This window comes from Oscillatoria sp. HE19RPO (assembly GCF_024220515.1).
In the GTDB taxonomy this organism is placed as follows: domain Bacteria; phylum Cyanobacteriota; class Cyanobacteriia; order Cyanobacteriales; family Laspinemataceae; genus Laspinema.
In genome coordinates this window covers 1-13,589 of the sequence record NZ_JAMXOT010000235.1, presented here as the reverse complement: position 1 = coordinate 13,589, position 13,589 = coordinate 1, and the positions used below count along the sequence as shown (strand labels likewise).

The 13,589-nt window shown below is 47.6% G+C and carries 7 protein-coding genes; 3 read left to right on the top strand and 4 right to left on the bottom strand.

What is annotated here, in order from left to right:
* Positions 1–154: 154 nt before the first annotated feature.
* Positions 155–1,342, bottom strand: a complete 1,188-nt coding sequence (locus NG833_RS20640) for a glycosyltransferase family 4 protein (protein WP_254567154.1) — start codon at positions 1,340–1,342, stop codon at positions 155–157.
* Between the two features lie 103 nt (positions 1,343–1,445).
* Positions 1,446–3,251 carry a DUF2079 domain-containing protein gene (locus NG833_RS20635; RefSeq protein ID WP_254567153.1) on the bottom strand — a complete coding sequence of 602 codons (1,806 nt, stop codon included), beginning with the start codon at positions 3,249–3,251 and terminating at the stop codon, positions 1,446–1,448.
* Positions 3,252–3,553: 302 nt separating this feature from the next.
* Between NG833_RS20635 and NG833_RS20630 the strand changes: the two genes are divergently transcribed.
* The gene (locus NG833_RS20630) at positions 3,554–4,735 is read left to right on the top strand and encodes a histidine kinase (RefSeq protein WP_254567162.1); all 1,182 of its coding nucleotides are present in this window, start codon (positions 3,554–3,556) and stop codon (positions 4,733–4,735) included.
* A 328-nt stretch (positions 4,736–5,063) separates the two neighbouring features.
* Here NG833_RS20630 and NG833_RS20625 read toward each other — a convergent pair whose 3' ends face one another.
* Positions 5,064–6,626, bottom strand: a complete 1,563-nt coding sequence (locus NG833_RS20625; protein WP_254567152.1) for a sodium:proton antiporter — start codon at positions 6,624–6,626, stop codon at positions 5,064–5,066.
* Positions 6,627–7,127: 501 nt separating this feature from the next.
* Between NG833_RS20625 and NG833_RS20620 the strand changes: the two genes are divergently transcribed.
* Together NG833_RS20620 and NG833_RS20615 are read left to right on the top strand one after the other, a co-directional pair.
* Positions 7,128–8,522 carry a glycoside hydrolase 100 family protein gene (locus NG833_RS20620; RefSeq protein ID WP_254567151.1) on the top strand — a complete coding sequence of 465 codons (1,395 nt, stop codon included), beginning with the start codon at positions 7,128–7,130 and terminating at the stop codon, positions 8,520–8,522.
* 798 nt (positions 8,523–9,320) lie between these two features.
* Positions 9,321–13,328, top strand: coding sequence for an S-layer family protein (locus tag NG833_RS20615; RefSeq protein ID WP_254567150.1), 4,008 nt, complete (start codon positions 9,321–9,323; stop codon positions 13,326–13,328).
* A gap of 67 nt (positions 13,329–13,395) precedes the next feature.
* Here NG833_RS20615 and NG833_RS20610 read toward each other — a convergent pair.
* Positions 13,396–13,589: hypothetical protein (locus NG833_RS20610; RefSeq protein WP_254567149.1), on the bottom strand; the 194-nt coding region annotated here is incomplete at its 5' end.

Genomic DNA, 13,589 nt, shown 5'->3' with positions numbered 1-13,589 from the left:
CTCTTTCAAGGGGTATCTTTTTCCTGAAACCGAGTGAGTGGGTTATCCAGTTTTGGCTAAAAAAGATAGAATCAATCTGTCTTATTTAAGTCCTAAACACAGCTTAACTCTCTGTTTCACCCTAGGCTGTAAACCTGGATAATTCCCACTCCCATTACCAAACAATTTGCAATCGCTCCTGCACCACGCGATGATAAACCCCTTCGGTTTGTTGCGCCAATTTCGGCCAACTAAATCGCTGATTTAAATCGGCATAAGCATTATCAATCAACCACTGAACATACCCTGGATTTTTTAAGACATCCAGGATTCCCCAAGCGAGGGAGTCGGGATTATTGGTCCAGGTGACGACGCCGGTTTTGCTATGTTGGACCACCTCGGGTAATCCTCCGGTATCGGACACCACCACGGGAACCCGAGCGGCAAAACTTTCTAAGGCGACAATGCCAAAGGGTTCATAGAGACTGGGGAAGACGGCACAATCGGCGACGGTTTGGAATTTGTGCAGGTCATCTTCAAACATGAAGCCGGTAAAATAGCACTTATCCCAAATATTTAAGGCCGAGGCTAATTCTTTGAGGTGGTCAGTATTGCCACCGCCCACAATGGCAAATTTGACCAATCCTCCCATTTCCCCGAGGATTTTGGGGGCAGCTCTTAATAAGACTTCGACGCCTTTTTCATAGGTCATTCGACCCACATAATAGACGATTTTTTCATGATCGCCCGCAAACTGACGGCGAAAGGTTTGGGCATCAAAATCCTGCCACCGGGGTTTTTTTTCGGCCCGGATGCCATTAAAAATGACGTCGATTTTATCCCAGGGACAGCCTAATGCCTGTTCTACTTCTCGCCGCATATAATCGCTACAGACGATGGTTCGCCAAGAGTTGTACACCAAGTCTCCCTCTTTTTGGGCGATATAACGCTGGATTTCGTTATGAAGTCCGTTGTTGCGGCCATGTTCGGTGGCGTGGATGGTGGCAATCAGGGGAATTTTGAAGTGGTGTTTGAGGGCGATCGCTGCATCGCCGACTAACCAATCATGGGCGTGAATCAAATCGAAGGGTCCTTCTTCTAAAATCAATTTGCCCCCATGAAGTCCCATACTCTCGTTCATGTTGGCCACCCAGTGGAAGAAGTCATGTCCATGTTCGACGGGGACCCGATGCACGTCAATCCCTTCGAGTTGTTCATACATCGGGGCATGACCAAATTCCACGGTGATTAAATGGACGGAATGGCCCAATTTCACCAACTCCGGATATAATTCCGCAACGTGCCTTGCAATACCCCCGACAATCCGGGGAGGAAACTCCCAAGTGAGGACCAGAATTTTCATGGACGCAGATGATTACACAAGTTTAGATTTGGATAGAACTAACATTTTGCACCCTTCTCAATCTCTTGCTAAATCGGCACCCGATTCAGGTGCCGATTGTCGCTTAAGCATCCGGTTGCAATAATGGCTCAATCTCTTCACGATACCGTTGCCATGCCGCTAATGCTGCGGAATCTGATGGAGTTTCTCGGCGCATCAAGACGACCCCCTGTTCAAATCCAATGATGCCATATTGGTTTGTGGCCTGGAGTTGTTCGATAAAAGGGACTAAATCGCGAAAGAGGGCGCGGTCATGTTTGAAGGCGGGGAGATATTGCTGGAGTTGCCACAAGTCGGCGATCGCATATTCGACGTTGACCTCTTCTGAAGCATCATTGCGGAAGCGCAAAAATGGAAAGCGTAGAATTTCTCGGCGTCCGGAGAGGGAAGGGACTAAATAGGTGGTGGCGGAAACACTGGCATCCGGGGGAATCTGGGAGGTTAAGTTGCGGATATAGCTACTATGTTGCCACTGCTGCGGCAGGGAAACGTACACCCAGGGGTTGATGGAGTCGGGAATAATAAAATAAAAGGTGCGATTGGGGTTGGAGGTAAAGGTAAACAAGAGGGACAACCCAATGCAAATGGCCCAAAAGCGCTGCATGGAAATTTTGAGCAGTTTGGGATGGGTTTCCCACCAATGGTCGGCTTTTTTACTGAGGCGATCGCCCCAAGTAGCAAGTTTGCCGGTTAATAAATTGGTCTGCGGGATTTGCTTTGGTTCATTGATGGGGACGGGGGGTGGGGTGGGTTTATTCCAGAGTCCCTGGCGAATCACGTCCCGGACTGGGGTTTGTAGGGACTGTTGCCGATAGGACCACCAGAGTATGGCCCCATAAAACAGACCCGGGACAACGGTCATGGCATAGCGGATATTAATGGATAAGGCGGTTTGACCTTGTTGTAAGAAAATCGCCAACAGGGGAAATCCGGCGATCGCCCAAGCACCGGGGGAGAAGGCGGGAATAAAGGCTAAGGGTAACCATTGTCCCAAAAGATACTTAATTTTTCCCCCGATTGGGGTGATAATCTCCCACATCACTAATCCCGGTTGGCTGATGAAGGCCCAGAGAATCTCCAAGGTGGTCGCTTCTTCTTTGTCTACATACTGCCCAAAGCGTTCAATGGTGAACCGGCGAGAAATATCGTCGGAAAACAGGGGCATGACCCAGTTGGTCAAGATGGCAATATAGGTGAAGCTGAGGGTACAAATGGCTAATCCCTGTTTGGGATAGCGTTTGCTGAGAATCATGTAGACTCCGACGCCAAACAGGGAGATGCCGCCATCGGCCCGGACGGCGAGGATGCAGAGGGCCAGGGGCCAAAAGAGCCACCACCAGCGTTTTTCCATTGCCAACAACAGACTGAAGACAAATAGGGGCATCTGGAAGTTGTCATGGAAGTTGGAGAGGGTGGGACCGGCGATCGCATTGGCGGCATAGTAGCTAACGGCAATCCAACTGGCGATCGCCGGTTGCAGATAGACTCGGGCGAGGAGATAGAGCACCCCTCCAGCAGCGGTGACGAGGGTAACATGGAGGACGCTCAAGGTTACCGGAGAGGGAAATAGACTGTAAATCGGTAGCCAGAGTAATAGGGCCGGGGTAAAATGTTGTCCGAGACGGTGATAGGAAACGTCAGGGACTTCCCCACTATGGACCACATTGGTGGAAAGGCCCGAGGAGAGTGAACTTTGAAATAACCGTCCCTGGGTGCTATTCCAAAAGACTTGGTTGAAAATTCCCTGGTCAAAAGAGGCGTAAAAGGTGTAGTAGCGGTGGAGGGTGAAGACTAGGGTGACCACAAAGAAGGCGATCGCCACTGTGACCACCAATCGCCTCCCTGAATTTTTCTGCAAGTTTGACAACATTCCTCGCTTAAGTCTTAAGAAAATGTTAAGGTTTGACAACTACCGTTCTGCTGCCTCAACAGGTTAAAAGTTGAGGTTCCATTGGGTGGGTTTAGACCCGTGAGGAGGCCCTAGCTCTTTTCCTTCTGGGCAGTCAAGTCGGGATGAGAGTGGAATCATTTGTACTCTTTCACGAATCGACAATAAACAGGATAATTTATAAATATAAAGAAAAACAAAAGAACCCCTAGGGCGATCGAGTCAGTTGTCTCAAGCTCAAAATGAGTGTTATTTTTTTAGCCGCCTTGCCGCAAGGGGATTGCATGAGGGCAGTTCCGGAAAAAACCATGCATCAGAACGATGAAGCACCTTTACAGCTTGTCCTATTTGTTGATAGGCGTCCAAGATCCAGTGAACAAATTCGCAGAATCCGCAGTTATTTTCAGAAACGGCGCACAGGTATCCCTTTTGACTTGGAGATCATTGACGTCAGCGAACAGCCTTATTTAGCCGAACAGTTTAAACTCGTGGCGACTCCGGCTTTGATTAAACTCCACCCGGGACCCCGACAAGTTCTAGCTGGCAGCAATTTAGTAGCGGAACTGGATAAGTGGTGGGATCGCTGGCAAAAGTCCGTGGAAGAGTATCTCAGTCAGCAGGCATCATCCGAGGCGAGTGGACATTACCCGAGGAAACCCATCTCTTCTGAACTGGCACATTCGGCGGAATTAATGGAACTCTCTGATGAAATTTTTCGCCTGAAGCAGGAAAAAGAAGAACTCCTGGACCAACTCCATTTTAAGGACCGCCTGATTGCCATGTTAGCCCATGAGTTGCGAAATCCTCTGACGGCAGCTTCTCTGGCTTTAGAAACCCTAGAAATCACTTACAAACCGGAAAAATCTCTCAATCCCGAGGCGGCATCAGCACTCCGGGCGCGATTAATTTACCATGCTCGCACTCAAACCCGCCTGATCGATCGCATGATCTCAGATATCCTCGTTGCCGCTCATAGCACAAATAGTGCCGAGTTTCACATTCATCCCCAGAAACTCAACCTCAAAACCCTGACTTTGAACATTCTGGAAAATTTTAAAGACCGCTTATTGGCGAAATCCCATACCCTCAAAACCGACATCCCCAACGATTTACCTGCGGTTTATGCCGATGGAGAACGGGTCCGCCAGGTGATTGTGAATCTGGTGGACAATGCCATTAAGTACACTCCCCCAGGCGGCCAAATCGAAGTTTGTATCTTGCACCGCACAACACAAAAGGTTCAAGTTAGCGTCATCGACACGGGTCCTGGGATTCCCGCAGAAAATCAGGAGCATATTTTTGAGGATAAGTTTCGTCTTCAGCGCGATGAAAAAAAAGATGGTTATGGGATAGGTTTAAGTTTATGTAAGCGCTTAATTCGAGCCAATTGTGGGGAAATTTGGGTGGATTCTTCTTGCAATAAAGGCAGTGCATTTCACTTTACTTTACCTGTGTATCGACAGTAGACATGAGACCTAACCCCCCGGCCCCCTTCCCACCTCTCCCCGGCCCTCCCCTACGAGGGGAGGGAGGTATAAGGAATGAATGTCTTTTCGGGGAAGGGGGAGAAAGACATTTATTACCACCTTACCTTGTAGGGGTTTTGTACGCTTAAGAGCACCTCCGGTCCCCTCCCCTTAGCAAGGGGAGGGTTAGGGTGGGGTTCTTCTTGGGCGATTCCCTACGCGATAACTCCGCTTACCGCCAGTTGCGCGTCACTCTTAACGGTTTATAGGTTTTTTACGCTTAAAAGCACCTCCGGTCCTCTCCCCTTGGCAAGGGTAAGGGTTGTCTTCAATCCCCTCCTGTAAGCACATCTTGTAAGAAGGGAGCTAAATCTCGATTCAGGCGACCCGATCGCACAAATTCAGCATAAGTATCCGCTTCGATCGCCAGGAGTTCTTCTTTGAATTGTTCCCGGGCAAAATCCTGAAGATCGGGTTCTTGAGTTCGCAGTTGGTTAATGTTATTTTGAATGTCGTTGAGTTGTCCTTCGACGAGGGCAATTTGATAGCGATAAAACTCCCAGTCAATATCCGGTCCGTTTTGTCCTTCTTTCAAGTGGTCCAAGACTCGCTGGAGTGCGGCGCGACGGGCGATCGCCTCTAAATAGTTCTGCTGGACTGTTTGATCTCCCAATAAATTCAGGACTTTAAGCAGGGGTTTGGTGGTTAAACCTTGAACCAGTAAGGTAAATAAAACGACCCCGAATACGGTGGCAATAATTTCCTCTCGGGCTTCTAAAATCATCGGGACAGACAAGGCGAGGGCGATGGATACGGAACCGCGCAATCCTCCCCACCACAAGACGGTTTGCTGCCGCACATTGATGTCCGATTTTGCTAGGAGATTGCTCAAGGCTCCTAGAGCATAAATGGCGATCGCCCGGGTGACTAACATCGCACCTAGGGTAATGGCGATGGTATCTAAATTATTGGCCAGGGAAGCAAACTGGATTTGGTCGCCAATTAGCAAAAAGACGATGGAGTTCACAAAAAAGGCTAAAAACTCCCAAAATTCGCTGACAATCAGCCTGGTGCGCGGATTCATGCCAATTCGTGAGCCAAAGTTACCTAAGACTAACCCCACGGTGACGACGCCAATCACCCCAGATCCACCGAGTTCTTCGACAACCAAATAGGTGCCGTAGGCGGAGACGAGGGTTAAGGATTGTTCGACGAGGGGTAAATCAAAGCGTTGGGTGAGGTAGGAAATCCCAAATCCGATTAAGCTACCGATGCCGATACCAATGCCGACAAAGGCACCAAATTGGGCGATCGTCCCGCGTAGTTCAAATTGACTGGTTCCTAATGCCAGTCCCACGAGTAAGCTGAAGGCAACCACCGCTACGCCGTCATTGAATAAACTTTCCCCTTCCATCAGGGTGGAGAGGCGTTTTTCCACCCCGAGTTCTCGAAATAGGGCAATCACGGAAATCGGGTCCGTGGCGGAGAGACTCGCGCCGATTAACAAGGCGGTGGCAACGGGAATGGCGGCAAACTGATTCAGAGCGATCGCAATCCCTAAGACGGAAATCAGGACCCCGAGGATGGCATACAAGCTCACGGGGACTAACTCTCGTTTTAAGTCTTTCCAGCGCAGATTCCACGCCGCTTCAAATAACAAAGGGGGCAAAAATATCGACAGGATGAGTGCAGGAGACAGGTTGACGAGGCGCACATCGACGAAGGCTAAACCTAATCCGACGATCACTAACAACAGGGTGTAGGGAATTTGTCGCACCCAACTAAAAATTTGTGGGAGTGTTGCCACACTCAGGGAGACGGTGAGGACAAGGACAAAGCGCTCTAAACTCTGTTTGATTAACGCTTCACTTGTAGTCGGTTCTATTGACATGACGACACGATAAATGAGGTTCTCTGTAATGATGGATCATTGTTTCGATTCGTTTTAGCATACCGTTTCACCGGGTATGGGTTGTAGAAGGTTTTGGCAATGGCGAATAAATCAAATATTACAGATTACCAATATCCGATTTTCCGGGCTGAGGACTCTCCTCCTCAGCCCGGGTTCGTATAGGCGATCGCCTATTTTGACAAGATACCCCAGGGATAGATTTGCTTTGCCTCTGGATTTGTGCGATCGCATTTCCACATTCAAACCTCAGATTTAACCCCTAGTCTCTAACACAAACAGACAAAATTGTGATAAGATAAATCAGATAAATCCTGTGGGAATATTAGAGAGTTAGGGTAGCACTTGCCTAACCTACCCCGTTCTATTTTTGAATACAGATTTTATCAATAATCGACCGGCAATCATAGGATTAGCTATCTTCAAGCCTGACAATATTAAACTGTTAAAGCGACTTGTTTGCTGTTAAAATAAATTAAAGCCATGAAAAGAAAAGAAATTAATCCAGCCGATGCTCGCGCCCTCTTAGAGAACTCTATTTTCTGTTATCAGGGTGAACCAGCGGGGACCGTGGCTGCCCATGATCCCCAGTTAGATGCACTCAACTACAATCAGTGCTTTATCCGAGATTTTGTTTCCGGGGCTTTGATATTTTTAATTGAAGGAAAAACCGAGATTGTCAAAAATTTCCTCATTCATACCTTAGCTTTGCAGAAACATGAAAAAAGCATGGACTGCTTTGAACCGGGTCCCGGCTTAATGCCTGCCAGCTATAAAGTCATCCATGAAGATGGAAAAGAAGAACTATTGGGGGATTTTGGCAATCATGCGATCGGGCGCGTTCCTCCAGTTGATTCGGGCTTTTGGTGGCTATTTTTACTCCGCGCTTATGTTAAGAAAACTGGGGATATGTCTTTTGCCCATCAACCGGAATTTCAAGAAGGTATCAAACTAATTTTGGAGTTATGTTTACGGTCTCGTTTTGAGATGTTTCCGACCCTGTTAGTTCCCGATGGTTCATTTATGATTGACCGCCGGATGGGGGTATATGGTCATCCTTTGGAAATCCAATCCCTGTTTTATATGGCCTTGCGATCGGCCCGGGAGTTACTGCGGTCCGACCAGGAGGATGGCAATTCCTATCTCCAAGCGATTAATAGTCGATTAGGGTCTTTACGATACCATATCCGAGAATATTATTGGCTTGACCTCAAGCGATTGAACGAAATTTATCGGTTTGAAAGCAATCAATTTGGAGAAAATGTGGCCAATAAGTTTAATATTTATCCCCGTTCAATTCCTAACTGGGTGACCTTATGGATGCCGGACCGAGGGGGATATTTAGCGGGAAATTTGGGTCCAGGTCGGCTCGATTTTCGCTTCTTCAGTTTGGGTAATTTATTGGCAATTTTGGGGGGTCTGTCATCAGAAGAAGAATCGCAGGGGATTATTTACCTGATTGAAGAACGTTGGTCAGATTTGGTAGGACGAATGCCGATTCAGATTGTGTTTCCAGCGGTTGAAAATCTGGAATGGGAGATTCTGACTGGATCTGACCCCAAAAATTATCCTTGGTCTTATCATAATGGGGGAAGTTGGCCGGTTTTAATTTGGCCTCTGGTGGCAGCATTTCAGAAAATGGGACGCCCGGAATTAGGGCAGAAAGTCCTAGATTTGGCTGGCGATCGCCTCATTGCAGATGAATGGCCGGAATATTATGATGGTAAAAATGGTCGCTTAATTGGCAAAGAGGCAAGGCGGTATCAAACTTGGACAATTTCCGGATATTTACTCGGAAAAATGCTCCAAGAAAACCCAGAGTCTCTTTCTTTGATGAGTTTTGACGAAGATCCAGAGATTCAAGGTTGTCCCGTTTAATTAGACGGTTGGGACAGTCAAATTACCGACGGACCCCCCCAAACTCCCCTGGGGTAAGGGGGGCTTTAATCTCCACCCTCACCCGCATCGAAAGAAGATTACGAGAGATTTAATAAAATAACAATACTTAAAGACAGGGAATTTCGAGGCGCGTTAGAAAACCAATATGATTTTATGAAACATCATAAAATCATATTGGGACCTCATGGTATTTTATTTACCCTTCTTATGAGGGTTGATTTGGGGATAAATGTGTGGTATCAGGCGCTACAAGGTACTTTGTCCTGTCTTAAGTGAGATACTAAGAGAATAGGAGATGTAAAGGGCGATCGCCTGACTCCTCTATCTCCAGATAAAACCTTTTCTTATTTTTATTCCTTTAGAAATAAAGTGTCTTAATTTAAGCCAGTTTTTCATTGACCTAGGGATAGATAGCTACATACGCTCGTTTCATTGTCTATATCTCTTCCGAATTATAACCGAAGAACAGGGAAATTAACTGAGTATTATGACTTATTCAATAAGTAAGAAATTGGCAAAAACGAAAGTATCAAGTTCCTAGATACTTCCCGGAGAATAAGACTATAATTCACACAGTCACACAGGAAATATTTTTAAGAGACCTAATTCACCGTGGCGATCGCACTGAGGGAGTGACCCTTACGCCTATTCGCTTTTGCAGGGAGAGGCGAATTTTATCCTGCATTCCTACTTTTAAGCAAAATTAACCCATACTCAGAAAACGCGATCGCCTGCTAACAATCAGCTTTCATGTCTTGTACTTCAACCATTATAACCATGTTAAAACCAAAAATTTTGAGCGCCTTACTTGCGGCCACTGCTGTTGTTTTTTCAGCCTCACTCCTCACGACCAAATCCACTTCAGCACAACCGATCGCACCGGCAAATGATGGCACCGGCACCGTAGTGAATCCTAACGGTGAGACTTATCATATCGACGGCGGCAGGTTGTCCGGAGATGGTGCAAATCTGTTCCATAGTTTTCAAAAATTTGGATTAGATGCCGGACAAGCGGCTAATTTTCTGTCTAATCCGCAAATTCAGAATATTCTCGGTCGAATCGGCGGCGGCGATGCGTCGATTATTAATGGATTAATTCAAGTATCCGGTGGCAATTCTAATCTGTATCTGATGAATCCTGCCGGATTTATTTTTGGTAACAATGCCAGTTTAAATGTGCCTGCTGCTTTTAGTGCAGTGACAGCAGATGGCATCGGGTTTAATGGCGGGTGGTTTAATGCCAATGGACCTAATAATTATTCTGCTTTAGTGGGAACGCCGAATCAGTTTGCCTTTACGATGAGTAACCCCGGTAGCATTATCAATGCTGGAAATTTAGGCGTGAATTCTGGAGAAAATTTAACCCTGATGGGGGGTAGCGTGATTAATACCGGCACCCTGACGGCACCCGGGGGAAATATTACCTTAGCTGCAGTACCGGGAGAAAGTCGAGTCCGGGTTTCTCAAGCGGGAATGTTGCTCAGTTTGGAGATTGAATCAAATCGAATTTTGGGCAATTCCAATCTCCCGGCAAACCAAAGAATTTCGCCCCTATCCGTACCGGAATTATTAGCAGGTGGCGGTGAGGTTGGAAATGCCACGAACGTGGTGGTAAATCCCGATGGTAGCGTGCAATTGACCGGATCCGGTATCAATCTTCCCAGCGCCACGGGGACGGCGATCGCCTCGGGAACGATTGATGCAGCAAGCGATAATATTGGCGGAAATGTGACAATCTTAGGCGATCGGGTCGGGGTTGTTGATGCCAATATTGACGCTTCTGGGATGCTTGGCGGCGGTCAAGTTTTCGTAGGTGGCGAGTTCAAAGGCGGCGACAGATTACCGACGAGCGAACAAACCTTTGTCAGTCCCAATTCCCTCATTAATGTAGATGCCATTCAATCCGGTGACGGTGGACGTGCTATCGTATGGGCCGATAATTTAACCTCATTTTATGGGGATATTACCGCCCGAGGCGGCAGCGAATCAGGCAATGGCGGATTTGTAGAAGTTTCCGGCAAAGATAGTTTAATTTTTGAAGGTTACGTCAATACTTCTGCTGCCAATGGCGAGTTTGGCACTTTATTATTAGACCCGAAAAATATTGCAATTATCGGCGATGGGAGTCCCGATGATGGTGATGATGAAGGCGATTTAGAATTCGCCCTTGGCACCGATCCGGATGCAGCAACTGCGGAAGTCAGTGCAGGGGAACCGCCAACCGGAGGCACGTTCCAAATTTATGAATCCGAATTGGAGGGAATGTCGGGAGACACGAATATTATCCTGGAAGCAACCAATAATATTACCGTGAATGATTTGCCGGATGATGAGTTATTGTTTGCACCGGGTAGCGGAGAGATTACTTTTCGTGCTGATGCGGATAATGATAGTTCCGGTGGGTTTATCATGAACGATTCCGCCGATGTCATCCGCGCCGAAGGACGGAATGTAAACATTAGTGGCGATAGTATTTTAGTCGGACATATCGATACCTCCGCTGCGGAGGATGGCGGCAATATTACCCTAACTTCCGGTGATGCCGATATTAAAATTAATGGCGGATTGAATGCCAGTTCCACAGGTTCGGGGACCGGGGGTGCAATCCAGTTAGAAGTGTCTTCCGGATTGGGTGCGATTAATATTAGCAGTAGTGGGGTGCGAGTTGCCTCGACTTCGGAATCTGGCGATGGTGGCAATATTACCTTTAATACTGCTGGGGGAAATATTAGTACCCTGGATGTGGATAGCAGCGTTAATGGTGAAGGGACTGCTGGAAATATCGATTTTAATATTAGTGCCAATCCGGAAGGAACCGGCGCGATCGATACCAGTAGCGGTACTTTAGATGCGAGTTCGGCAGAAGGGGAAGGCGGCGAAATTGCGCTAACCACTGCTGAAGGCAATATCGATACTGCGGATGTGAATAGTTTCTCCAATGGCGATGAAAACGGCGGCGAGATTAAACTGAATATTTCGGGTGGTTTGGGGTCGATTGACACCACCAACGGCACGTTAAATTCTACATCTGAAGGGGGAGACGGTGGCGAGATTACCTTGGCAACCAACGAAGGGAATATCAGCACCAGCAATCTCTATTCTTATTCTAATGGCGGTGTCGGCGGTAAGATTGAGTTAACGGCAAATGCCGGAAGCGGTTCGATTAATACTACTGTGGGAACGTTGGATTCGACTTCCGCAGATGGCGATGGTGCAACGGTGGAATTAACCACCCAACAAGGGAATATTAGCACGGCAGATATTCAGTCTTTTTCTGAAAGTGAAGGCAATGTTGGCGGCAATATCGAGTTGAAGGTGGATGATGTGGAAGGGTCGATCGATACTACAAATGGCACTTTAACCTCGGGTTCTACAATTGCCTCCGGAGGACCGATCGAACTGACGACTACCGATGGCAATATGAATGTCGGGACGCTCAATTCTAGTTCTACAGGTTCGGGAAATGGCGGTAAACTCGAATTGATTGCTGGCGGTGGCGGCAGTATTGATTCTACGACTGGCACTTTGAATTCTACCTCAGAATTAGGCAATGGCGGGACAATCGAACTGACAACGGAAGGGGGAGATATTCAAGCGGGGAATATCGATTCCAGTACCAACGATGAGGGGACTGGCGGCGCGATCGATCTGAAAATTACGGACATTCCTGGGAATATTGCCACTACTGGCGGCGCGATCGATTCGTCTTCCGCACAAGGCGATGGCGGGAGTATCCAGATGAGTACGGCAGGTGGGAATATTAGTACCGCTGATGTAACGACAAGTTCTGGCGGCGATGGTGTTGGGGGTAATATTACTTTAGATATTGCTGCCAGTGAGGAACGCAATGGCGCGATCGATATTACCAATGGCGTTTATAATTCTACCTCTGAAGGTGGGGATGGCGGCAATATTAGCTTGAGTACAAACCAAGGCGGAATTAGTACCAGCGATCTGAATAGTTACTCCAATGATTCTAGTGGTGTCGGTGGTGATATCTCCCTGACGGTGAATGGTGAAGAAGGTGCGATCGATACTACGGCAGGAACGTTGGAATCCGGGGGAAGTGCCGGAAGTGGCGGTAATATCTCAATGACGACGGTAAATGGGAGTATCAGCAGTGGTAATCTGACTTCAAGTTCCACAAGTTCGGGAAATGGTGGCGAAATCGCTGTGGAAATACAACAGGATTTCGGTGGCATTGACTTGAGTAGTGCGATCGTTGATTCCAGTTCCGAGTCTGGCAGTGGCGGTAACGTCAGTGTGAGTACCGCCAGTGGTAATATCCAAACCACTAGCATCGATTCCAGTACCAATGGTGCCGGAATTGGCGGTAATATTACCATGAGTACCAATCGCGATGGTAGCATCGATACCACCAATGGTTCGGAACCCACGTTAAATTCTAGTTCTGCCGATGGCGATGGCGGTAAAGTCGAACTCACCTCGGATAGTATTCTCGTGACGAGTGTGGATGCCACAGGGGGACTAACTGGCGGCAATATTATCTTTACCGGCAATGAAACGGATATTGCCGATGGGAGTACGATCGCCAGCAATGGTCAATTCCAATGGCGTCCCTTTGATTTAGACCAAGATATTCGCGTGGGATCGACGACAACCACGGACGATCTGGATTTTACCCTCGAAGAAATCGATCGCTTAGTCGATGGATTTAGCGACATTCTGATCGGACGTGAGGATGGGACTGGTACTATCTTTATCTATGATGAGTCGCAGTTCCAAGATCCGGTGATTTATCTGCAAGAAACCGAACAGCGATAGAGCGATCGCAGAAAAATTAATCCTGGGAAGGGTGTTGATGCATATCGCTGATGCATCCTCCAGGGTTTTATCCACAGTCGCCCTGATAATAGTTTAATACCAAATCCGGTTGGTAAAAGTCGGTTTTCGCTTTTAGCCCGCGCAGGCGGGCTTCGTCCGTATAGCCCCACCCTTCAGGGTGTGGGTTTTTATAGACTAGCCCTGTCAAGGTGTATTGATTTGTAGGGGCGCAATGCTTGCGCCCCAGGGGCGCAAGCATTG